Genomic DNA, 22,605 nt, shown 5'->3' with positions numbered 1-22,605 from the left:
CGGCTACCGCCAGCGCTTGGCCACGCTCACCAGCTCGCCCCGGATCCGTCGGGGCCAGCCTCGGCTGGCCCCGACGGCAGCCCGCAGAGTGGCGGGCGTGTCGTCGCGGCGGACGCTGAATCTCGGCTGGAGCCATGCCGCTCGCCTGGCCGGCCGGCGATCACTGGTGAAGACTGCGGTGTAGCCCAGCCGCCGGAGCTCGCCGAGCGCCCGCCGGTCGTACTGCCCGAGCGGGCAGGCGGCCGTCGTGATGTCCTGCTCGACCACCTCGACGAGACGGTACCGGGCCGTCACGAGCTCGTCGTACGTGGTCTGCTCGTCCATTCCGCGCCACGAGCGGTGGTGCAATCCGTGCGTGCCGATCGTCATGCCGTGACCCTGCAGTTCCCGTACGTCGTCTGCGTCCAGGCTGCCGGCCGTCCCGAGCCGCCCCGCCAGGACGAAGAACTCGGCCGACAGGCCGCGGGCGGTGAGCCCGGGCAGACCGATCCGCACGTCGGAGAGGTTGCCGTCGTCGAAGCTGATCCGCGCCGACGGCCAGCTGAGCAGGTCGTCCAGGATGGCGTGGAACTGGTCCGGCCGGATCCAGTAGCGCTCCTCGCCGGGCTCGAGGTCCCGGCGCGGCTCGCCGATGCCGTGGAAGCAGATGTTGACCGTGGTGCCGGTCGGCACGTGCCTACCGTCGGACTGGGGCATGCGCCTCTTCCTGTCGGGACGAGTCGTCGCGCCCCCAACCGGCCGCGCCTTCAGCGTGGCTCCGGGCGGACAGCGCGGCGAGGACCGTGATCGCCACATAGCAGAGCGCCGCCGGGGCGAGCCAGGGCCGGGGGATGACCACGTCACGGAGCCAGGAGAGGCGGGCCGCGGGGTGGACGCGCGCCCCGACCTGGCCCTGGCCGGCGGCGGCACGCATGGCCGAGTTGCCTCTGCGGACCCGGCTTAGCCGGCGCACCAGGTCCCCGGTGCGCCGCGGGGTCGCCACCCGTGAGCTCACCGTGTCGACCTGCCGTTTCTCGGCTGCCCCGAACAAGGAGTCGAGGAAGAGGTCGTCGGCCACGAGCGCCGGGAACCGGTCAAAGCGATGCCGACCGGCCTCGGACAGTCCGATCACGCCGCGCCCGAAGAGACCGTCCCGGAAGACCGGCAAACGGCGGTGGACGCTGAAGTAGGCGCGCACCAGTATCGGCCGGCCGGTTAGGTCGAGCTCCCGGCGGACCGTCGCGGCCAGGTGCGGTCCGTCAAGCGCCGCGGCGACGGCCCGTACCCCCTGTGTGGAGAGCACGATGTCGGCGTCGAGATAGATGCGCGGGAATCCGCGCGTGGCCTCGTCCCCCGCGTTCAGGGCGGCCGGCTTGCCGGCCTCGGCGAGTTCGACGACCCGTACCCCCGGTCGCGCGGCGGCGATGGCGGCGGTCTCATCGGTGCAGCCGTTGGCGACGACGGTGACTTCGAACTCGCCGGGCGCGGCCTCGGCCAGCAGGGCATCGAGGCAGCGGCCGATGACGGCGCGCTCGTTGTGGGCGGCGATGACGATGCTGGTCACCGCGTGGTTACCCGGTCCTCGGTCGCCGCCGACGGGTGGTGCTCGGCCGGCGCCGCGTCGCCCGCCCGCGTGGCCGGTCCGGCCACCGCGCCGGCGGGGGAGGCGGGCGTGGCAACGCCGTCGGGGAGTCGCTTGGCGAGGAGCCGGCGCCACACCGCGACGTAGGCGTCGGCCTGGTGCTCCCAGGCGAGGGTCTCCCGGAAGCGGGCCAGCCCGACGGCCCGCATCTGCGCCCGGCGAGCCGGATCGTCCAGCAGCTCGTCGATGGCCTCGGCGAACTCCTCCGGTGCACCGGTGGGGACGTAGGCGCCGGCCTCACCCACGCTGCGACGGGTCTCGAGGAGGTCCACCGCCACGACCGGCACACCACGGCCGAGGTACTCGACGGTCTTGGCCATGGTGGACAGTTCGTTCATCCGGGTCGGCAGGTCGGGCTGGATCGCGACCGTCGCGGTGCGCAGCAGTTCGTCGACGGCCACGCCGTCGAGCCAACCGGTGAACTCCACGACGTCCGTCAGGCCCCGGTCCGTGGCGAGCCTGGTCAGCGCCGGCATGCTCTCGCCGTCGCCGGCGAGCACCATGCGCCAGCCGGTACGCCCGCGGCGACGGATCAACTGCTCGGCGGCCAGCACGGCTCCCTCCACGTTGTCCTGTGGTCCGAAGACACCGAGATAGACCACCTTCTGGTCGGCCTGGCGGCCATCCGCCGGGTCGGTGGTTTCGCCCGGCTCGGCGACCTCCCCCCGGGTCGGACCGTTGCGGACCACCGTCACCCGTGCCGGCGAGACGCCACGCCGTACGGCGTTGTCCCTGAACGACTCGTTGGTGGCCACGACCTCGGTGGCCGTATGCAGGGTCAGCCACTCGAAGGCCCGGAGAACCCGGAAGGCCCACTTGTTCGGGGTGCCGACGCGGGACGCGTAGACCTCGGGGCATAGGTCGTGGTGGTCGAAGACCCAAGGGCGGCCCAGGGCCCGCAGCAGCAGCGCCAGCGGCCAGTAGACATCGGGCGGGTTGCACACCTGCACCGCGTGCGCCCGTCCACCGAGCACCTCGGCCAGCAGGCGGACGGCGATCCAGAGGAACGACCAGGCGAATTCGACGCCGTACGAAAGTACCCCGTGGCCGTAGACAAAGGTTGGATAGGGGCGTAGCCGAGTGCTCCGACTGCCCGGCAAAGTGCGCAGGCTTTTGTCGCCACGTGGCGCGATGACGGTGACGTCGAAGCCATCTGCCTCGAGGCTCAGGCATTCCCTGATGACTCGGCGATCGCGTTCGGCGGGAAGGTTGGCCACGAGGATGGTGATGTGGGGCCGGGAATTGATCACGTCCGGGTCACCTCGGTTCACGTTCGAGCTGATTCCCTGCGTACGCTCCCCGCCGCTGATTGAGTAAACAATCAACCGTTGGGTCGCCCGGCGTGTCGGGATGTTTACAGAGGACTCACCGAATGTGCCCGTTTCCTGGCCCTGACCTGCGGCAACGTCGGCAACTCTGATGCGGACGATCGGTCACCGGGTCACGTTCACCGATCGGCGCGTGCTGCGGCGGCGGAGAAATTCGTCGGTCCAGAGGGTCACCGCCAGGGTCGCGATGACGCCGAGCAGCCCGGCGCCGACCAGGGCCCGTGACGGCGAGTGGGGCTGCAACGTCGCGCTCGGCGGGACGAGGACGGCGGTGGTGATGCGCAGTTGCCGAGCCACCTTCCACCGGTCCTGCAAGCTCTTGAGCTCCTGCTCGAAGGCGTCCCTGAGCACGGCGAGCGCGCGCAGCCCACTCTCCTCGTCGGATGCGATCGTCGTCATGGTCATCGAGCCGATCACGTACCGGGGCTCCTGGTTGGTGCCGGTGTTGCGGGGCTGGAAGGCGTACGGACCGGTCACTCCCGCCGTCCGCAGGCGCGCCTTCGCGTCGGGCGTGCTCAGCCGCTGCGCCACCGCCGCTCCGGTGATCGAAATCGACGGGTAGAGCCCGGTCATCGGGTTGGGCGCGTAGGGCGAGACCGGCGGCTGCATCACGACGACCTCCGAGGCGAGGTAACGCGGCGTGACCTGGGGCGCGCCCAGGCCGGCCAGCGCGGTGACCACCAGGCCGGTGGCGACGAGATACCACCGCCGACGCAGCGTCGCCAAGACATCAGACATATACACGCCCTTCGGGTCCTTTCTGGTCCGCTCGCCGCTTATGCTGTGTGACGACTCAGGCGTGGAGGATGCCACGGGGCATGGACGAATGCAGCAAGCAACTCGACCGGATCGGCGGTAGCCGTCGTGCCTCCGGTCTGTATAGCTTGACTTCGACCTTCGGCGCGGAACCGTCCCCGGTGTCGAGGAATGCTCTTTCAATTACCGACGACTGACGTCCTAGAGAAGTTGGAGGGGCGTCGTGGACCTAGGCGAGATCCTCTCGGTGGCTCGCGCCCGCTGGTACATCCTCCTGCCGATGATGGTCCTGGCGGTCGGGCTCGGCATTGCCGCCTTCGTGCTGGTGCCGACCTCGTACCAGTCGACCACCACCGTCAGCCTGCTCAGCTCGCCGGTCGCGACCGATGCAGCCACGCCGGGCGAGCACAACGACAACCCGTTCCTCAACTTCAACGGTTCCCTGGTCGCCACCGCCGACTTCCTCGGTCGCAGCCTCCAATCCACCGATGCCCAGGCGGAGCTGCTCAAGATGGGGGTGACCGAGGACTTCGAGGTCGGGCTGGCCGAGGGCGCGCAGGGACCCTTCCTGACCTTCACCATCACCGGCACGGACCAGGCCCACCTGCTCGCCTCGACCGCGACGATCGCGCGGTACGCCGAGGCCAAGCTGGCGAAGATCCAGTCGGAGAACGACGTCAAGGAGCGGGACATGATCCGGATGACCGAGATCATCCCGCCACAGAAGCCCGAACCGCAGCTCAAGGACAAGCTCAAGTTGGTGATCGCGGCCGGTGGCGGCACCGCCGCGCTCGCCCTGCTGCTGACGTTCGTGGTGGAGAGCCTGGCGCGGTCCCGCCAGCGACGCCAGGAGCTGGCCGCCGCCGCCGCGCCCGCCCCGGTCGCTGCCGGCGGCTCCGCCAACGTGCCCGGCCGACCGGCCCCGGCCCGGCCCCCGCAGCGGCCGCCGAACCCCGAGCGGGACGACCGTGCCGCCCAGGGAAAGCCCGCGGTGGCCACGAACGGCGTCGAGGGTCGCGGCAATCGCGTCGGAGCCGACGAGACGGTGATCCTCAGGCGGCCCGGGACGGGGCCGGCTCCGCGGCCGGAGAGCGGGGCGTGGAAAGCCTCGCCGTCGGGGCCGCCGTCCACCACGTACCGGTCCTCGGAGAGGTCCCACCACAGAGGCCAGAATGTCGACCGGCTTAACGGAACCTAGTTTTTCCGCCGCGGTCCCGGCGCCGCGGCGAGCCAGCCGGGTCTACCTCTCCCAGCAGCGCCTCGCCAGCCTCGGACCCCATTCGCTGCTGACCCTCTACGTCGTTTTCCTGATGCTCGTGCCGTCCCGGTTGGTCTTCCCTGGCATCGGGGCAACCGGGACGGTGGCGAGCCTGTTCGTCCTCGTCGGCCTGGTGTGGTTTCTGGCCAGTTGGCTGATGCGGCGGGCTCGGCCGGCGCCGTTCACCCGGGCGCCCCGGCTCGCTCTCTTCGGCGTCGCGGTGGCCGTGCTGCTCAGCTACGTCGCCGCCGCCCGACGGGACGCGGAGCCGCTGGAGGTGAGCGCCGCCGATCGGGGGCTGATCCAGCTCCTGGTGTGGACGTCCATCGTGCTCCTCGCCACGTCGATCCGGAACTACGACCACCTCGACCGGCTGTTGCGGGTCTTCGTGCGGTGCTGCACCGTCATCGCGGTCGTCGCCCTGGGCGAGTTCGTGCTGGGGACGAGCCTGACCGCCTGGATCCAGATCCCGGGGATGTCGAGCGGCGCCCAGGAACTGGTCACCAGGGGTGCCTTCGTCCGGCCCACCGCGACCGCCGCGAACACCCTCGAACTCGCCGCCGTCATGGCCCTGGCGCTGCCGTTCGCCCTCCAGCAGGCATTCCACGGGGGTGAGCGCAAGGCGATGCGCCGCTGGTTGCCGGTCGTGCTGATCGCGATGGGCGCCATCACCACCGTCTCCCGGACCTCCGTGGTGGGTCTGGGCGTGGTGCTGCTCGTGCTCCTGCCGACCTGGAACGCGCGGCGGATCGGGTGGACGTTCGCCACCGTGCTGCCGTCGCTGGCCGTGGCGAGGCTGGCGCTGCCGGGCCTCTTCGTGACGATCATGGGCCTCTTCACCGCGATGTTGAACGGCGGCGACAACAGCACCCAGTCCCGCACCGCGACGAGCGCGGGCGTCAACGCCTACATCGTCGAGCGACTCTGGACGGGCCGGGGTTTCGGCACCTTCCTGCCGCTGATGTACCGCTACACCGACAACCAGTATTTGCTTGCCCTGTTGGAGATGGGCGTCGTCGGCGTGGTGAGCATCGTTCTCGTCTACGTCACCACGCTGCACTGCGGCGGCGCCGGCCGGCGGCGGTTCACCGATCCGGCCCGCCGGGAGACCGGCCAGGCCTTCGTAGCTGTCGGATTCGTGATGCTGGTGGTGACCTTTACCTTCGACACGCTTAGCTTCCCGATGGTGGCCGGGACGTCGTTCCTGTTTCTCGGTCTTTCGGGCGCGTACCTCGGCATCGCCCGCTCCGAGGAGTTCAAGAGGGGAGACCCGGCTCTGTGACGGACCTGAACCAGAAGGTCGCCGCGGCGACCCGATGGAGCATGATCAACACCATCGTACGTCGAGGGGGCACGTTCGCGACCGGCGTCGTGCTGGCGCGGCTGTTCTTCGGGCCGTACGAGTGGGGGCTGTACGCCGTCGGGTCGCTGGTCCTGGCGATGCTGCTCTCCCTGAACGAGATGGGCGTCAGCCTGGCCCTCGTGCGCTGGAACGGCGACATCAAGCGGTTCGCGCCGACCGTCCTGACGTTGTCGACTATCTCCAGCAGCGCCTTCTATCTCGTGCTCTTCGTCACGGCGCCGACGGTGGCGCGCCTGCTGGGGTCGCCAGAGGCGACGGCGATGCTGCGGCTGCTCTGCCTCACCGTGGTCATCGACGGCATCGCCTGTGTGCCGATCGGCAAGCTGAACCGGGAGTTCCAGCAGTTCCGGCGCACCGTTGTCGACGTCGCCAACTTCCTCGTGAACACCGCCGTCACGATCGCCCTGGCCGCCGCCGGGATGGGGGCGATAGCCTTCGCGTGGGGCTCGCTCGCGGGCAACATGGTGGCGCTGGTCGGGTTCGCGCTCTGTGCCCCCGACATGCTGCGATTCGGCTGGGACCGGACGCAGGCCGTCCGGTTGCTGCGGTTCGGGCTTCCCCTGGCGTCGGCGAGTCTGCTCACCCTCGGCATCGTCAACGTCGACTCCGTCGTCGTCGGCTCGGTGCTCGGTCCGGCCGCGCTCGGCCTGTACGCGATGGCCTTCAACATGTCGAGCTGGCCGGTCCGGATCGTGTCGGACACCGTCCGCCGGGTGTCGTACGCCGGTTTCTCCCGCCTCGCGGATTCGCCGGAGGCGTTCGCCGCCGGCTTCCAGCGGGCGCTGGCCATGGTGCTGGCCGCCGCCGTGCCCTGCTGCGTGCTGCTGGGGGTGCTCGCCGACCCGGTCGTCCGCCTGGTGTACGGCGACCAGTGGGCCGGGGCGGCGGTGGCGCTGCAGTTCCTGGTGGGGCTGGGCCTGATCCGGGTCGCCGTCGACCTGGCGTACGACTGCCTGGCCACCCGGGTGCGCAAGACCCTGATGCTGATGCAGGCCTGGTGGCTGTTCAGCCTGACTCCGGTGCTCCTGTTGTTCGCCCACCGGCTCGGCATCGCGGGCGTGGCCGCCGGGCAGGTGGTGGTGGCCGGTCTGCTCGTCACGCCGGTTTTCGTCGTGGTGCTGTCCCGGTTGGGCATCCGGCCCGCGCTGATGCTGCGCGCCTGCGTCCGGCCGGCGCTCGGCGGGGTGGCGGTGGGCGCCCTGGCCTGGGGGATGCACCTCGTCCTCGGCGGCGGCTTCCTCCCGCTGGCAATCATCGGGCTGGCCGCAGTGGCGGTCTATCTGCCCTTCGTCCGGCCGCTGCTGCGAAGCGGCCGGGCGGACCGGTCGCAACCCGGCCGCGAGGCGGAGCCTCACGGTGAAAAGCCGTTGGCGACGGTCACACGGAGCTGAGTGGAGACTCATAGATGAGTTGGGTGAAGCGGCGCCTGCGCGCCACCTTTGGCTGGCTGCCTCTCGAGGAGTTGCGCAACAAGGTGCTGCTCGGGCACACCGCGGTCGGGCTCTACCGGTTCGAACGGTCCGAGATCGCCCGGTTGCTGGCCACGCTGCCCGGCGGCGTCAAGCCCCGGGCCCTGGTGGCGACGATCGTGTTGACCTACAAACGGCCGGATGGATTGCGGCGGGCGGTGGAGTCGGTGCTGGCCCAGACCGTGACCGACCACGTCGTCATCGTGGTCGACGACGGCGGCGGCCAGATCCCCGAACTGCCGGCCGACCCCCGCCTGCACGTGGTCAGCCTGCGCCGCAACATCAACGTGCTGGGGATCAGCCGCAACATCGGGATGGGCCTGGCGGATTCCCGGTTCGTGGCGTTCCTCGACGACGACAACGCCTGGCATCCGCATCACCTGCAGACCGCGCTCGCTCGGCTGCAGGACGACGACCCGTCGCGCCCACGGCCGGACGGGGTCTACACCGCGATGCGCCGGGTGACGCCGGACGGGCTCCAGCGCGACATCCTCTCCGTGGCGTTCGACCGCAAGCTCGCCTGGGAGAAGTGCTTTTTGGATTCCAACCCCTTCGTGGCGAGACGGTCGTCGGACCTGGTGTTCAGCCGGCTGCGCCGCAGTTCCACCGTGGCGCCGAAGGAGGACTGGGAGCTGATCTACCGGTTCAGCCGGCGCCACCGGGTGGAGCACATCCCCGAGCCGACGGTCGACTACGTGATCAACCCGAACAGCTACTGGACGGCCTGGGAACGGACCTAGGTCGGGCGTGCCGGAGGGAGGTCGGGTGTCGATGCCCGGGAAGAGGCGTAGCACCGGCAGGCGTTGGCCGGTCCTGGCGGCGGCCGGCGCGCTCCTGGTCGGGGCCGCCGTCACGGTGGTGGCACTGGAACGCGGCGTGGCCGAGCCGACCGGCTGCGCGATCCCGGCGCGGTGCCAGGCGGCCACCGCTGCCGGGGCCACGTCCGCGCCGACCCGCACCACGCCGGCCACTCCCGCGCCGACCCCCACCGCGGCGGGATCCGCACCTGCCTCCGCCACGGCGCGGGCAGCCGACCCCACCGGTGGTGGCCGCTATCCCGCTCGCTTCTCAGTCGGCGCACCGGGCGTCGGGCGTTACCGGCAGTCGGACGCCCAGCTGCCCGTGCCACGCGGCTACCGGGTGTACGAACCGCACGACGGGGCCAGCAAGGAATGGGACCTGTACGACTGCAAGGGCACGGTCAACCTGGACCGGATCTACTTCCGTGCCTTCATCTACATCGGCACCGACTGCCACGGCACGGTCAACATCACGAACTCGATAATTGCCCCGCCGCCGGGCTCGGCCAACCGGGCCATCCTGGTCAACGCCAACTCTGCCGGCCGCCTCACGCTGAACATCAGGAACACGACCATCCGGCCGGAGCCGGTCGCCGGCGGGCAGCAGAACGCCGCGCTGACCGATCACGCGATCAACGACTGTGCCACCTGCACGATCCGGATCAGCGGGGTGGACGTGGCGAACACCGGCGGCATGTGCCTGTGCGGAGCCAACGTCACCATCGAGCGGAGCTGGCTCCACGACAACTACATCGCCCACCTCGCCGACCCGTCCCAGGCGCACACCGGGGGCGTCTTCCCGTACGGCGGCAGTGGACCGGTGACCATCAGCAACAGCCGCCTGGAACCGGGGGTCGACGCCTTCACCGGAAAGGAGGTGCCGGGCTACTGGAAGGCGATTACCGCAGTGTTGTTCACGCAGAGTGAGGGCACCTCCACTTTGCGGGATTACCTGGTGCGGGACAGCTTCATCTCGCTCGGCGCATTCGGCCTGTACGCCCAGGACGGGATCGGCCTGCGGCTGCGCGACAATGTCTTCGGCCCCACCCATTGGGGGCACACCAGCCAATGCGGTGCGGACTGCTCGGTCACGTATGCGGAGTGGTTCAACAATGTCGTGGGTTCGATTGACGGTACGCCCACCGGTAAGGCGGTGCCCCGACCGTCCTGACCGGATTCCGTCCGGTCGGCTGCGCGTGGCGAGCCGAGTGGCTGCGCGTCGGGAACGATCATCCGCCGAGACTCGGCGCGATACTGACCGAATGGTGTCGCGGCGCGACACCTGCAGATCTGGTATCTCCCCGGCGCTTACGTACGCTCAGTAGCGTCCGGCGGCCCTCCTTTGAGAAGCAGGCGATCTGTAATGAGGTCTCGGGTGTTTCGGGCCGCGGTAGCGGCCGCCACGGGAGCAGCCTTGGTGCTGATTCCCGCGTCAGCGAGTTCAGCCGTGTCCGATCCTTGTGGCACCGGCTCCAACCCTGTTGTCTGTGAGAACTCGAAACTGGGCACACCGCTTGACGACTGGTACGGCGAAAGTGCCTGGGGCGATATCGAGGGATTCGGCACCCGGATGAGTGTGCAGCCGGGCGAGACGCTCCAGTTGAAGGTGCAGTCCCCGACCACCTTCGAGGTCGACATCTACCGGCTCGGCTACTACGGCGGTGACGGTGCGCGGAGGATGCCGACCTCACCGACGAGCAGTTTCCCCGCCCGGACCCAGCCGGCGTGCCTGCACGACGCGGGCACCGGACTGGTGGACTGCGGCAACTGGACCACCAACGTGACCTGGACGGTGCCGTCGAACGCCGTCTCCGGGGTCTATCTCGCGACGCTCGACCAGCCCAACGGCGCGGGCTTCGCGCACGTGCCGTTCGTTGTCGTGGATCCGGCGAACCACTCCGACATCCTGGTGCAGACCTCGGACCAGACCTGGCAGGCGTACAACGACTGGGGCGGTCAGGACCTCTACGGCGGGGGCGGGCCGGCGTACGACGGCCGGGCCTACAAGGTGAGCTACAACCGTCCCATGCGGATCGCCGGGGACAACGGCGTCCTCTCGGCCGAGTACCCGATGATCTACTGGCTCGAGCGCAACGGGTACGACGTCAGTTACGCCTCGAGCATCGACGTGAGCACCAAGCCGGCGAGCCTGCTCGACCACCGGGTCTTCATGTCCTCCGGGCATGACGAGTACTGGAACCAGGCCCAGTGGAACAATGTGGTCGCCGCCCGCGAGGCCGGCGTCAACCTGGCCTTCTTCAGCGGCAACGAAATCTTTTGGCGCACCCGGCTGGAGCCGTCGGTTGCCAGCGGCGGCGGGGACAACCGCACCCTCGTCTGCTACAAGATGACCAAGATGCGGCAGAACCCGCCGAACGGGATCGCGGACCCGAGCGGGCAGTGGACCGGCACCTGGGTCGACTCGGTGGGCGCCGGCTCCGGCGGCGCCACCCCGCCCAACCAGCTGACCGGAACCATTTTCACCGTCAACGGCTACCGCAACGACGCGATCACCGTCCCGGCCGCGTACCGGAACCTTCGCCTCTGGCGGAACATCCCGTCCATCAACAACCTGGCGCCCGGGCAGGTGGCCACGTTCCCCGTCGGCACGCTCGGCTACGAGTGGGACTCCGACGTCGAGAATTCGGTCCGCCCGCCGGGCGCGGTGGCGTTCTCGTCGACGACGCTGGCCATCACCGACGGCACCTTGCTGCTAGACGAGGGGAACGACTACGGGAACGGCACGGCCACGCACAGCCTGGTGGCCTATCGCGACCAGTCCTCCGGCGCGTTGGTCTTCGGCGCGGGCACGGTGCAGTGGTCGTGGGGGTTGAGCAGCCTTCACACGATGCTGCCCTCCACCGAGGACCAGCGCATGCAGCAGGCGACCGTCAACCTCCTCGCCGACATGGACGCCCAGCCGCTGACCCGGCAGGCCAACCTCTTCGCCGCCGTCAGGTCCACCGACGCCACCGGACCGGCGGTGACCATCACCGCGCCGGCGGCCGGTAGCACCCTGGCGGTCCTCACGCCGGTGACCGTCACCGGGACCGCGACGGAGGTCGGCGGCGGCCAACTGGGCCGCGTGGAGGTCTCCACGGACGGCGGCAACACCTGGGCGGCGGCCACCGGGCAGGGAACCTGGTCCTACACGTGGACGCCGAGCACCCAGGGCACCGCACAGATCATGGTGCGGGCCTCCGACGACAGCTTGAACATCGGGGCGGTCACCACCCGGAGCGTGACCGTCGGACCGCAGCAGTGCCCCTGCACGGCGTTCCCGGCCACCGCCGTGCCGACCGGAGTCGACTCCTTCGACACCTCGCCGAACGAGCTCGGGGTGAAGTTCCGGGTCGGCGCGCCGAGCCTGGTGACCGGCGTCAAGTTCTACAAGGCCAGCACCAACACCGGCACCCACCTCGGCAAGCTCTGGACCGCCTCGGGCCAGCTGCTCGCCTCCGGGACGTTCACCGGCGAAACCGCGAGCGGTTGGCAGACCCTGACCTTCGCCAACCCCGTGCCGGTGGCCGCCAACACCACCTACGTGGCGTCGTACTACACGCCCACCGGGCACTACTCGTACACCAGCAACTACTTCGCCAACCAGGGCGCGGGGTTGACGGCCGTCCGGTTGCTGCAGTCGGGGGTGGACGGCGCGAACGGCGTCTACCGGTACGGCTCGGGCGGGGGCTTCCCGAACCTGAGCTGGAACAACACGAACTACTGGGTCGACGTCCTCGTCGACACGGTGGGGGCCGAGACCGCGCCACCGACGATCACCGCGAAGACCCCGGCGGCGGGCGCGTCCGATGTCGGGCTCAATGCCACGCCGACCGCGACCTTCAGCCACGACGTTGACCCGCAGAGCATCGAGTACTCGCTCACCTCGAGTGGCGGTTCCGTCCCGGCGGGCTTCCGCTACGACAACACCACGCGCAAGCTGACCGTCCAGCCGCAGCACGCCCTGACCCCGTCGACCACCTACACCGCCTCGGTGCGGGCGACCGACGCCTGGGGCAACACAATGGCGGCGCCGTACACCTGGACCTTCACCACCGGCACGTCGGTCAGCTGCCCCTGCTCGGTCTGGAACGACTCCGTGGTACCGGCGATCCCCAACGCCTCCGAGGTGAACTCCCTGGAGCTGGGCATGCGGATCACCTCGGCACTCGACGGCTACGTGACGGGCGTGCGGTTCTACAAGGGCAGTGCCAACACCGGCACGCACACCGGCACCCTCTGGTCGAACACCGGCGCGCAGCTCGCCACCGGGACCTTCACGAACGAGAGCAGCACCGGCTGGCAGACGCTGCTGTTCAACCAGCCGGTCGCCATCACGGCCAACACACCGTACGTGGTCTCGTACCACACGGATGTGGGTCGCTACGCCTACACGGGTAACCAGTTCACCCAACCGACGGTGTCCTACCCGCTGACGGCGATCGCCGACTCACCGAACGGCGGGAACGGCCTCTTCCGAGCCGGTTCCGGTGTCGCCTTCCCGACCTCCAGCTGGAATGCGGCGAACTACTGGGTTGATGTGGTTTTCACGACGACTCCGTGAACGGCCGCAGGCCCGCACCGGTACCGGTGCGGGCCCGCGGCACCGGGCGCGGACGGGCCAACGGAAGGGTGTCAGTGAGTACGGTCAGTGTGGTCATTCCGTGCTACCGGTACGGGGACTATCTCCAGGCATGCGTGAGCAGTGTGCTCGAAAACCAGCCTGACGTCGACGTACGCGTGCTCATCATCGATGACGCCTCGCCGGACGACTCGGCGACGAAGGCGCGTGCCATCGCGGCGGCGGACCCACGGGTCGAGGTCCGGGTCCACGAGACCAACCGTGGCCACATCGCCACCTACAACGAGGGCTTGCTGGAGTGGGCCGACGGCGACTACGCCGTGCTGCTCTCCGCCGACGACCTCCTGACGCCGGGCGCCCTGACTCGGGCGGCAGGCGTGCTGGACGCCAACCCGAACGTCGGCTTCGTCTACGGGCACCCGTTGCATTTCACCCACCCCGGTCCGCCGCCGCCGGCCCGCACCCGGGACCTGGGCCACACCGTCTGGCCGGGGCACTGGTGGCTGGAGCGACGGTTTCGCGAGGCCACCGGCTGCATCACCTCGCCCGAAGTCGTGGTGCGTACGGATCTGCAGCGCAAGGTGGGCGGCTACGATCCCGAACTGCCGCACGCCGGCGACATCGAGATGTGGATGCGGCTGGCCGCGCACGCCGACGTCGGCTATGTGCGCGGGGCGGACCAGGCGTACTACCGCCTGCACGGCGCGAACATGTCGCAGACGGACTACGCCGGCCAACTGGACGACCTGCGCCAGCGTAGGACCGCGTACGACGCGGTGATGCGGCGCTGCGGCGATCTGCTGCCCGACGCCCACCGGCTCGACGCGATGGTGCGCCGGCGCCTTGCCCGCCACGCCCTGCGGCGCGCGGTGCGGGCCTACGACCGGGGGCGCACCGCGAGCGTGCCGGAGGGCGAGCTGATCGCGTTCGCCGCGGATTGCTGGCCGGAGTACCGCGCGCTGCCGGAGTACCGCGGCCTGCGCCTGCGGAAGCGGATCGGGCCGGCCGTCATGCCGTACCTTCAGCCGCTGGTGCTCACCGCGGTCGCCGCCAAGGGCCGGGAGTGGCTCTGGTGGCAGTCGTGGAAGCGGCGCGGCATCTGACGGACCAACCCGGCCCGGGCGGTGCTACCGCCCGGGCCGTCGCTGCGGCACCACCGTCGTCGTGACGACCTTCGTCTTGACGGCGTGCTCGGCCGGCACCGATCGGACGATGACCGCGCCGGACGCGACCACCACCCCGTCACCCAGGACGACGTCCGGCTCGATGAAGATGCCTATCCCGAGGCGTACCCGGTCGCCGACCGTCACCTTCCCCGACGAGACACAGGACGGGCCGGTGGCGTTGTCGGAGCCGATCCGGCTGTGGTGGTCGAACGAGTTGTAGGCGGAGAGGAAGTTGTTGTCGCCCATCCGCACCCCGGTGCCGAGGTGCGCGAAGGCGCAGATGATGTTCCCCTGGCCGAGGACCACGTCGGTGGCGATCTTGGCGGTGGGATCGATGGCGTTCGCCAGGGGGATCCCGGCCTCCGCGCAGACCTCCCGGAAGCGACGTCGGGTCTCCACCGACGTGCCGATGGCGATGATCGCGGCGTCGTAGGCGCCCTCGGCGAAGAGCGCGGCGAGCCGGTCCGTTCCGCCGACGATCGGCACGCCGTGCACGTCTGCGCCCCACCGCTGCCGGTCGTCGTCCACGATGGCTACGGCCCGCTGCGTCGCGGATCCGGCCAGGATGTCGAGGACCTGAGTGGCACCCAGCGCCCCGCCGATGAGCAGGATGCGCTGCACCCTGGGCTCGGCCCCCAGCGGTGCCGGGAGGTCGTCGGGCCCGACACGGGTCTCCCGGGCGGCCCCCTCCACGTCCTTGACGGTGATCAGCCGTCCGAGCTGGAGGGTGGCCAGGTCGACGCCGAGTTCCGCAGCCCGCCGCACGGCCTTGACGCTCGCCCGGACGGGTGCCGGAGCCGCCGCCGCGGCCGCCGCCCGGGTCTCCCGCTCCCGCACGTACTCGGCGAGGTCGGCCGACGTCTCGAAGAGCATGGCGATCGGCTCGGCGAGGGGGACCTCCTGCAGTCGCTCGGCCAACTGCAGGACGATGCCGGCCTCGGGGGCGACGACCTCGAGCACCGCCTTGCTGGTCTCGATCTCGGCGAGCAGGGTGTCCGCCTCCACCTTGGCCCCGTCGTCGACGAACCAGGCCACGAGCACGCCGTGCTCACTGTTGACGTCGCTGGTCGGAACGATTACCGGCTTCACACTCTCTCCTCAACAGGCCCTGAACTCAGCCGGCCGCGGCGCGCAGCGCCGCCTCGATCCGGCCCTCGCCAACCAGGACCCGGCTCTCCTTGCCCTTGGCCGACGGGATGACGGTGGGCTCGCTGGCCACGACGTCGACGGGGGAACGCAGCTCCCGGAACAGCCGGCGGGAGATCGTCGCGGCCGCCTCGGTGCCCCACGACCAACGGCGGCTGCCCTCCTCCACGGTGACCAGCCGTCCGGTGACGCCGACGGAGCGCTCGACCGGCGCCCAGTCCATCGGTGCGAGCTGAGCGGGCACCAGCAGCTCGACGAAGATCTCTTCCTCGACGGCGAGCCGTTCGACCACCTTCGCGGCGAGCATGGCCTGGTATCCGTAGGCCAGCACGGTCACCGCGCACTCCTCGCGGGGCACCGCGGAGAGGCACACCGTCGGCAGCATGCCGGGGCTGGCGTCCCGCGTCGCCAGCAGGTCGCCCCACCGACCGTCCTCGGGCACGGTCAGGTGCTGCGGGTAGAGCAGCTTGTGCTCCACGTAGAGGACCGGGCTGTCCTGGCTGAGGAACTCGTCGAAGACCGTCCGGGGATCGTGCAGCAGCGACGCGGCGACCACCCGCAGATGCGGCACGCCGAGGAAGTGCTTTTCCAGGCTCTGGCTGTGCGTCGGACCGTATCCCCGGTGGCCGCCGGAGGGGGCGCGCATGATGACCGGGCAGGTCGCCTGGCCGGCGTACATCGCCTGGTACTTGGCGATGTGGTTGACCACCTGATCGAAGACGAGGGTGAGGAAGTCCCCGAACATGATCTCGGCGATGGGCCGGTAGCCGGCCAGGGCCAGCCCGGCGGAGATCCCGGCAATTGCCCCCTCGCTGATCGGCGTCGTGCGGACCCGGTCCGGGAAGGCGGTGGAGAGCCCGCGGGTCACCTTGAACGCTCCGCCGTACGGGTCGGCGATGTCCTCACCGAGCACGAGCACCCGGGGGTCGGCGGTGAGGCAGGCGCGCAACGTCTCGTTCAACTCCTTGGCGAAGATCACCGCAGCGCCCTCGCGGTCGCGACCACCTGGGCCAGCGCGGTCTCCACCTCGCCGTCGACGATCCGCCGTTCGTCGTCGCGCAGCCGTCGACCGTGGACCAGCAACGGCTCGACGGCCCACCGGGCGGCGATCTCCTCGGCGGGACGTTCGTCGTCGCTCTTGGAGTGGTGGCACAGCCGGTAGGTGTGGATCAGCAGGACCCGGGGACCGGCTCCGCCGCGGACCGCGTCGACCTCCGCCCCGGCGGCCGCGCGCAACTCCAGCACGTCGGTGCTGTCGATCTCGCGTACCGGGATGCCGAAGGCCTCGAACCGGCCCGGCATGCTGCCCGCCAGGTTGGCCTCGATCGGCGTGCTCTGCGCCCACTGATTGTCCTCGCAGACCACGAGGAGCGGCAGCCGCCAGAGCGCGGCGATGTTCAACGTCTCGTAGAGCGACCCCTCGCCCAGGGTGCCGTCGCCGATGAACACAACGCTCACCCGGCGGCTGCCGTCGAGCTGGCCGGCGAGGGCGATCCCGGCGGCGGCCGGGACGATGCCGCCCTGGACGCCGTTGGACTTGAAGCCGGGCGCGCAGATGTGCTGGCTACCGCCGATGCCCCGACACATCCCGGCCTCCTTGCCCATGATCTCGGCGAGCAGCCCGAGCGCGTCGCCGGTGCGGGCGAGGTAGTGACCGTGGCACCGGTGGTTGCTGAACACGTGGTCCTCCTCGACCAGGTGCTCCATCACCGCCACCGCGTCGGCCTCCTGACCGATGCACGCGTGTGTCGTGCCATTTAGGACGCCCTCTTCAAAGAGCGAGAGCAGGGTTTCCTCGAAGCGGCGGATAAAGCGCATGCGCCGGTAGAGCCGACGCTCGTCGGATTCGCCGGGTAATCCGCTGAGCCGTTCGTCGACAGGACCAGGAACGTACGGAGAGGCGATGCCATCAGCACCAGCCGCCGGCCGGAGATCAGGTTCGGCGAGATTCACGCCGCGCCATGTGGTTGCCGTCGACACTGTCCGCCTTCCTTTTCCGCACGGCACGCTCCGTGCCATGGGGCACAATGACCCGGGCCTGCCGCAGCCACGTTACCGGGCTTCGTCCATTCGACGGGAGAAACCTTTATCCATCCCGTGTCGACGGGGATCTCGGGAATCCGACTGAATGGACAACTGCCCGTGGCCGTGCGGCGGCTTCGCCGCGCCGCCGTCGCTGGCACACTAGCCCAGTCGGTATGGCCTGGGGCGTGACGAGAACCGTTCTGCCGGATACCCGTCACGGTCCTTCCGCCGCCCGCATCGCTTGGTAGCTTGCCTGCCGGGTCGGCCGGTACGAACGCCAGCCGCACCGATCGTCACCCGCACCGACCGGTTGCCGACCGAGGCTCCGGGCCGTCCGGTCACCGTCGGGTCCGCCCGGTCGCTGATCGACCCCTGCCCGCCGCGATCGCGGCAGATGGAGTAGCGCCAGATGATTCCACTCGTCGACCTGCGGGCCGCCCACGTCGAAGTGGCCGAGGAGGTCAGCACCGGCTTCAAGCGCGTCATCGAGAACACGGCGTTCGTCGGCGGCGAGGAGGTCGCGGCCTTCGAGCGGGAGTTCGCTACGTTCTCGGGCGTCCAGCATTGCGTCGGGGTTGCCAACGGCACGGACGCAGTCGAGCTGGCCCTGCGGGCGACCGGCGTGCGGGCCGGGGACGAGGTGGTGCTGCCGGCGAACACGTTCGTCGCGACCGCCGAGGCCGTGGCCCGGATCGGGGCTCGCGTCGTGCTCGTCGACATCGACCCGGCGACCTACCTCGTCGACGTCGACGCCGCCCTGGCCGCCGTCGGCCCGGCCACCCGGGCGGTGGTCCCCGTCCACCTCTACGGGCAGCTCGCCCCGGTCGAGCGGCTCCGCGCCGGACTCGCCGGCCGCGGCGTCGCGATCGTGGAGGACGCCGCGCAGTGCCAGGGTGCCACCCGCACCGGCGCCGGAGCCGGCACCGGCGGCGTCGCGGCCACCAGCTTCTACCCGGGCAAGAATCTGGGGGCGTACGGTGATGCCGGGGCGGTGCTGACGGACGACGCCGGCCTGGCCACGGTGGTACGCACCCTGGGCAGTCACGGCGGCCTGGCGAAGTACGTCCACGAGTTGATCGGGGTCAACAGCCGGCTCGACGCGCTGCAGGCGGTGGTGCTGCGGGCCAAGCTGACCCGCCTGGCCGCGTGGAACGACGCCCGCCGGGCCGCGGCTGCTCGCTACGACGAACTGCTCGCGTCCCTTGACGTGACGCGTCCCGTCGTTTTCGCCGGGAACGAGCACGTGTGGCACCTCTACGTGGTGCGGATCCCCGGGGGCGCCGGGCGCCGCGACGAGGTCCTGCGGCGGCTGAACGAGGCCGGCGTGGGCGCGGGCATCCACTACCCCTGTCCGGTCCACCTGACGCCGGCGTTCGCGGACCTGCCGTACGGTCCGGGCAGCTTCCCGCATGCCGAGCGGGCGGCCACCGAGATCCTGTCCCTGCCGCTGTTCCCGCAGATCACCGCCGACCAGCAGGCAACCGTCGCGCGCGCGCTCGCGGCCGCGCTGCGGTCAGTGGCCTGACGCGACCCCGCCATGTACGTATCGGTCCGGGACCGCCCAGGCGCGGATCCGGCCGGCGAGCGCGGCAGCAGGCTGCCCCGGGTCGGCGCCACCGTGGTGCTGCTCGGCGTCGTCAGCCTGCTCACCGACGTCTCGTCGGAGATGGTCGCTGCGGTGCTGCCGGTCTATCTCACCGCCGAGCTCGGGCTCGGTGTGCTGGCGTACGGCCTGGTCGACGGGCTCTACCAGGGCGCCAGCGCGCTGGTCAGAATCCTCGGCGGGTATGTCGGCGACCGGTCCGACCGGCCGAAGTGGGTCGCCACCGCCGGCTACGTCCTCTCGGCGGCGAGCCGGCTGGCCATGCTGCCCGCGCACGGGCTCGGCGCGGTCACCGCGGTGGTGACCGCGGATCGGCTGGGCAAGGGGCTGCGTACGGCGCCACGGGACGCGCTCATCGCGGATGCGTCGGATCCGCGCACGCTGGGCCGCTCGTTCGGCGTCCACCGGACCCTGGACACCATCGGAGCGGCCGCCGGCCCATTGGTGGCGTTCTCGCTGCTGTGGTTCCTGCCAGGGGGCTACTCGGCGGTATTCGTCGCGTCGTTCGCGTTCGCCGTGCTGGGCGTCGCCGTCATGGTCCTCTTCGTGCCGGACCGGCGCCGCCGACCGACGGCGGCCCTGCCGGTACGGCGGGTGCTCCGGGAACTGACCGGTCCCCGGCTCCGGCGTCCGCTGATCGCCGCCGGCGTGCTGGGCCTGTTCACGATCGGCGACGGGTTCGTCTACCTGTCCCTGCAGGATCGCGACCAGTTCGCGGCGAGCTATTTCCCGCTGCTGTTCGTCGGCACGAACGTCGCCTATCTCGCCTTGGCGATCCCGCTGGGCCGCCTCGCCGACCGGGTCGGGCGCTCGCGCGTCTTCGTCGGGGGCCACCTGGCGCTGCTCGTCGCGTACCTGGTCGCCGCCGCGCCGCTGGGCGGCCTGGGGGTGACGGCTACGGCCCTGGTTCTGCTGGGTACGTTCTACGCCGCGACCGACGGCGTGCTCGCCGCGCTGGTCAGCCGCAGAGTGGCCAGCGACGCGCGGGGGAGCGGTATCGCCGCCGCCCAGACCGTCGTCGTGATCGCACGGTTCGCCGGCGCGCTCGCCTTCGGCAGTCTGTGGCAGCTGTTGGGCCGCCAGGCGGCACTCTGTCTGTTGGCCGGCCTGTTGATGACGGGAGTGGTGATGGCCGCTTTGCTGCTGTCGGGGCAGGACCGCCTCGATCCCGTGGCGGTGCCCGGCGTCGACGCGGCGGCGGAGGATCAGCGATGAGCGGGCGGGTACGCCTCTGGACCCTGGCCGTCATCGTCCTGGTCACCCTGCTCGGCACGGTCGGCTACATCTACTCCGTCCGTCGGGAGCAGAGCCAGGTCGTGGCGACGGCGCCGCAGATGCCCACCGGTCCGGACCTCACGGCGGTGACCGCCGACGCCCATGTCGCTTTCCGCAGCACCGCGGCCGGTAACGACTACGGCCGGGTGGCGGTGGTCCCGCTCAGCGACCCGGCCGGGCCCCGAACGTTCACCCCGGCCGCCTGCGACCGCGTCTACGCCCGGCGCGGCGAGGCGGTGTGCCTGTACGCCAGGCCCGGCCTGGTCACCACGTACCGCGCCCAGGTTCTCGGTCCCGACTGGAGGGTCATCCGCGAGCTGCCGCTCTCCGGCGTGCCGAGCCGCACCCGGCTGTCGCGTGACGGGTCGCTCGTGGCGACGACCACCTTCGTCGCTGGGCACAGCTACTCCACCCCCGGCCAGTTCTCCACCGAGACTCTCGTGACCAGGGTTGCCGACGGGCATTCCACCAACATCGAGCACTTCCAGCTGATCGTCGACGGCAGGAGGGTGACGACCGCGGACCGCAATCTCTGGGGGGTCACGTTCGCCGACGGGGACACCTTCTACGCGACGGCGGCGTCGGGCGGCCGGACCTGGCTGGTCCGGGGCAGCCTTCGCGAACAGCGACTCGTCGCGCTTCGAAAGGACGCGGAGTGCCCCTCGCTCTCGCCGGACGGCACCCGGATCGCGGTCAAGACGCGGGCCGGCCAGGCGCCGGGGCACTGGCGGATCGCGGTGTACGACCTCGCCACCGCCAGGTCGACCATCCTGTCCGAGCAGCGCAGCGTGGACGACCAGATCGAGTGGCTCGACGACCGCCGGGTGATCTACGGCCTGCCGCGCAGCGGGGAGGGACCGTCGACGAGCGACCTCTGGGTCGTGCGCGCGGACGGCGGTGGGATTGCCGAGTTGTTCATCCGCGATGCCTGGTCGCCGGCGGTCGTGCGGTAGTCGCCTCCTCCGCCCCGACCGCGGCGGGGACCTTCCCGGTCGCCGGCTCCGGCGCTCGTTGGGGGACCTCCGTCGTGGTGTCACGACGGCGTGGCGACCAGGCCTTCAGCGCCATCGCCGGCCGCTCCACCAGGTGCCAGGATCCAACGGCGAGCGCGACCGTGGCGACGGTGCAGATCGCGACGTAGGGAACCAGGCCGAGCCGCGGCACGCCCACCAGGGCCAGGAGTTGCTGGACCGGGAAGGCGTAGATGTAGCAGCCGTAGGAGTAGTCGTGCCGGCGGCCGACCCGGCGGGTCCAGCGCGGCAGGCGGACCGCCAGCCACAGGACGAGGTAGGCGAAGGCGGGGTAGCCCAGCACCGCGAACGCGCCGAACTGAGTGGTGGCGAGCACGACCGCGGCGGCGGCGACGGCGAGGCCGTCGTGCAGGACGAGCCGCTCCCGGTAGAGCTGGCACACGGCGCCCAGGAGGAAGACGTAGGTCAGGTAGACGAGGGAGTAGCTGTCCAGCCCGCTGACCCCGAAGACCGGGCCGTGCACGCCCTGCGGCCCTGGGATCTCCGGTGCCCGGAGCAGGTCGTGCAGCAGGACGCCGGCCCCGGCCAGCGCGAGGATCGTCACGAGCCACCGGGCCCGGCGCAGCACACCGACGGCCGCCAACCCGGCGACCAGGAGGTAGCAGAGCACCTCGTAGATGAGGCTCCAGAGCGAGCCGTCGAAGACCGACGTGCCGGTGCGCTGCCCGTACGGGGTGTCCAGCAGCAGGCCGGAGATGCCGTACTGCCCGATCGCGATGAAGGCGTTGCTGACGACGTACTGGAACGGTCCGTCGGAGGCGGCGAAGAGGCCGTGGAGCGTGCCGCGCTCCCACAGGGACACGATCGGGGCGAAGACGAAGGCCGTCACCACGAGGCACACCCACAGGCCCGGAAGGATCCGGAGGCCACGGTGCCAGAGGTATCGAAGCACCGGAACCCGGGTGCCGCTGCGGGTGATGAGAAAGCCGGAGATGACGAAGAAGCCCAGGATTCCGATCTCGCCGAGCGCCGTCTGGCCGTTCGTGCGGCCGGCGCCCGGGTCGTCCGCGCCGAAGCCGAGCGGCAGTGAATGGGACACGAGCACGGCGAAGGCGAACATCAGCCGGAGAAAGCCGAAGCTGTTGTCCGCCGACGCACAGGCAGCGGCGAGGGTCTGCCTCGCCCGGATTCCGGCCACCACGGCGAAAGTCAACCACGGCGGGGGAGCAGGGTAGCTTTTTT

The 22,605-nt window shown here is 70.6% G+C and carries 18 protein-coding genes; 10 read left to right on the top strand and 8 right to left on the bottom strand.

Going from position 1 to position 22,605, the window contains the following annotated elements:
- Window positions 1-3: 3 nt before the first annotated feature.
- From ACFYPS_RS17880 to ACFYPS_RS17865, 4 genes are all read right to left on the bottom strand, one after another.
- Window positions 4-696, bottom strand: coding sequence for a polysaccharide deacetylase family protein (locus tag ACFYPS_RS17880; RefSeq protein ID WP_354964301.1), 693 nt, complete (start codon window positions 694-696; stop codon window positions 4-6).
- Window positions 677-1,543 (bottom strand): glycosyltransferase, encoded by an 867-nt coding sequence (locus ACFYPS_RS17875; protein ID WP_387325594.1) that lies wholly within the window; start codon window positions 1,541-1,543, stop codon window positions 677-679. The genes ACFYPS_RS17880 and ACFYPS_RS17875 overlap by 20 nt, the downstream gene beginning before the upstream one ends.
- Window positions 1,540-2,871, bottom strand: coding sequence for a glycosyltransferase family 4 protein (locus ACFYPS_RS17870; RefSeq protein ID WP_387325591.1), 1,332 nt, complete (start codon window positions 2,869-2,871; stop codon window positions 1,540-1,542). Before ACFYPS_RS17870 ends, ACFYPS_RS17875 begins: the two co-directional genes overlap by 4 nt.
- Before the next feature lie 183 nt (window positions 2,872-3,054).
- Entirely contained in the window at window positions 3,055-3,687 is a 633-nt protein-coding gene (locus ACFYPS_RS17865) for a hypothetical protein (RefSeq protein ID WP_387325588.1), read from the bottom strand.
- A 241-nt stretch (window positions 3,688-3,928) separates the two neighbouring features.
- Here ACFYPS_RS17865 and ACFYPS_RS17860 point away from each other — a divergent pair, with 241 nt between their 5' ends.
- From ACFYPS_RS17860 to ACFYPS_RS17830, 7 genes are all read left to right on the top strand, one after another.
- The gene (locus ACFYPS_RS17860; RefSeq protein WP_387325585.1) at window positions 3,929-4,903 is read left to right on the top strand and encodes a hypothetical protein; all 975 of its coding nucleotides are present in this window, start codon (window positions 3,929-3,931) and stop codon (window positions 4,901-4,903) included.
- Complete coding sequence (locus ACFYPS_RS17855) at window positions 4,878-6,245, top strand: O-antigen ligase family protein (RefSeq protein WP_354964306.1); 1,368 nt, start codon at window positions 4,878-4,880, stop codon at window positions 6,243-6,245. Before ACFYPS_RS17860 ends, ACFYPS_RS17855 begins: the two co-directional genes overlap by 26 nt.
- Complete coding sequence (locus tag ACFYPS_RS17850) at window positions 6,242-7,717, top strand: oligosaccharide flippase family protein (protein ID WP_354964307.1); 1,476 nt, start codon at window positions 6,242-6,244, stop codon at window positions 7,715-7,717. Before ACFYPS_RS17855 ends, ACFYPS_RS17850 begins: the two co-directional genes overlap by 4 nt.
- A gap of 14 nt (window positions 7,718-7,731) precedes the next feature.
- Window positions 7,732-8,535: a glycosyltransferase family A protein gene (locus ACFYPS_RS17845; protein WP_354964308.1), complete on the top strand. Its 804-nt coding sequence runs from the start codon at window positions 7,732-7,734 to the stop codon at window positions 8,533-8,535.
- A 25-nt stretch (window positions 8,536-8,560) separates the two neighbouring features.
- Window positions 8,561-9,766, top strand: a complete 1,206-nt coding sequence (locus tag ACFYPS_RS17840) for a hypothetical protein (RefSeq protein WP_387325580.1) — start codon at window positions 8,561-8,563, stop codon at window positions 9,764-9,766.
- A gap of 399 nt (window positions 9,767-10,165) precedes the next feature.
- A complete protein-coding gene (locus tag ACFYPS_RS17835; RefSeq protein WP_387325577.1) occupies window positions 10,166-13,159 on the top strand; it encodes a N,N-dimethylformamidase beta subunit family domain-containing protein in 2,994 nt (997 codons plus the stop codon).
- A gap of 74 nt (window positions 13,160-13,233) precedes the next feature.
- The gene (locus tag ACFYPS_RS17830; protein WP_387325574.1) at window positions 13,234-14,280 is read left to right on the top strand and encodes a glycosyltransferase family 2 protein; all 1,047 of its coding nucleotides are present in this window, start codon (window positions 13,234-13,236) and stop codon (window positions 14,278-14,280) included.
- 24 nt (window positions 14,281-14,304) lie between these two features.
- Here ACFYPS_RS17830 and ACFYPS_RS17825 read toward each other — a convergent pair whose 3' ends face one another.
- From ACFYPS_RS17825 to ACFYPS_RS17815, 3 genes are read right to left on the bottom strand one after another with little or no spacing between them, the layout of a single operon-like run.
- Complete coding sequence (locus ACFYPS_RS17825; RefSeq protein WP_387325572.1) at window positions 14,305-15,432, bottom strand: biotin/lipoyl-containing protein; 1,128 nt, start codon at window positions 15,430-15,432, stop codon at window positions 14,305-14,307.
- Between the two features lie 25 nt (window positions 15,433-15,457).
- The gene (locus tag ACFYPS_RS17820) at window positions 15,458-16,468 is read right to left on the bottom strand and encodes an alpha-ketoacid dehydrogenase subunit beta (protein ID WP_387325569.1); all 1,011 of its coding nucleotides are present in this window, start codon (window positions 16,466-16,468) and stop codon (window positions 15,458-15,460) included.
- Window positions 16,465-17,307 carry a thiamine pyrophosphate-dependent dehydrogenase E1 component subunit alpha gene (locus ACFYPS_RS17815; RefSeq protein WP_387325566.1) on the bottom strand — a complete coding sequence of 281 codons (843 nt, stop codon included), beginning with the start codon at window positions 17,305-17,307 and terminating at the stop codon, window positions 16,465-16,467. The genes ACFYPS_RS17820 and ACFYPS_RS17815 overlap by 4 nt, the downstream gene beginning before the upstream one ends.
- Window positions 17,308-17,923: 616 nt before the next feature.
- On the opposite strand from ACFYPS_RS17815, the gene ACFYPS_RS17810 reads away from it, so the two are divergent.
- Genes ACFYPS_RS17810 through ACFYPS_RS17800 form a run of 3 tightly spaced genes read left to right on the top strand, consistent with a single transcriptional unit; the run spans window position 17,924 to window position 21,345 of the window.
- The gene (locus ACFYPS_RS17810; protein WP_387325563.1) at window positions 17,924-19,039 is read left to right on the top strand and encodes a DegT/DnrJ/EryC1/StrS family aminotransferase; all 1,116 of its coding nucleotides are present in this window, start codon (window positions 17,924-17,926) and stop codon (window positions 19,037-19,039) included.
- A 12-nt stretch (window positions 19,040-19,051) separates the two neighbouring features.
- Window positions 19,052-20,332 carry an MFS transporter gene (locus ACFYPS_RS17805; protein WP_387325560.1) on the top strand — a complete coding sequence of 427 codons (1,281 nt, stop codon included), beginning with the start codon at window positions 19,052-19,054 and terminating at the stop codon, window positions 20,330-20,332.
- A complete protein-coding gene (locus ACFYPS_RS17800) occupies window positions 20,329-21,345 on the top strand; it encodes a hypothetical protein (protein WP_387325558.1) in 1,017 nt (338 codons plus the stop codon). The genes ACFYPS_RS17805 and ACFYPS_RS17800 overlap by 4 nt, the downstream gene beginning before the upstream one ends.
- Here the strand turns inward: ACFYPS_RS17800 and ACFYPS_RS17795 are convergent.
- Window positions 21,308-22,564 carry an acyltransferase family protein gene (locus tag ACFYPS_RS17795; protein WP_387325555.1) on the bottom strand — a complete coding sequence of 419 codons (1,257 nt, stop codon included), beginning with the start codon at window positions 22,562-22,564 and terminating at the stop codon, window positions 21,308-21,310. The genes ACFYPS_RS17800 and ACFYPS_RS17795 overlap by 38 nt on opposite strands.
- Window positions 22,565-22,605: the final 41 nt, after the last annotated feature.

The sequence above is a fragment of the Micromonospora sp. NPDC005087 genome (genome assembly GCF_042872965.1).
Lineage (GTDB): Bacteria > Actinomycetota > Actinomycetes > Mycobacteriales > Micromonosporaceae > Micromonospora.
Note: the sequence above shows the minus strand (reverse complement) of the source record. Positions and strands in the feature narration are given on the sequence as shown.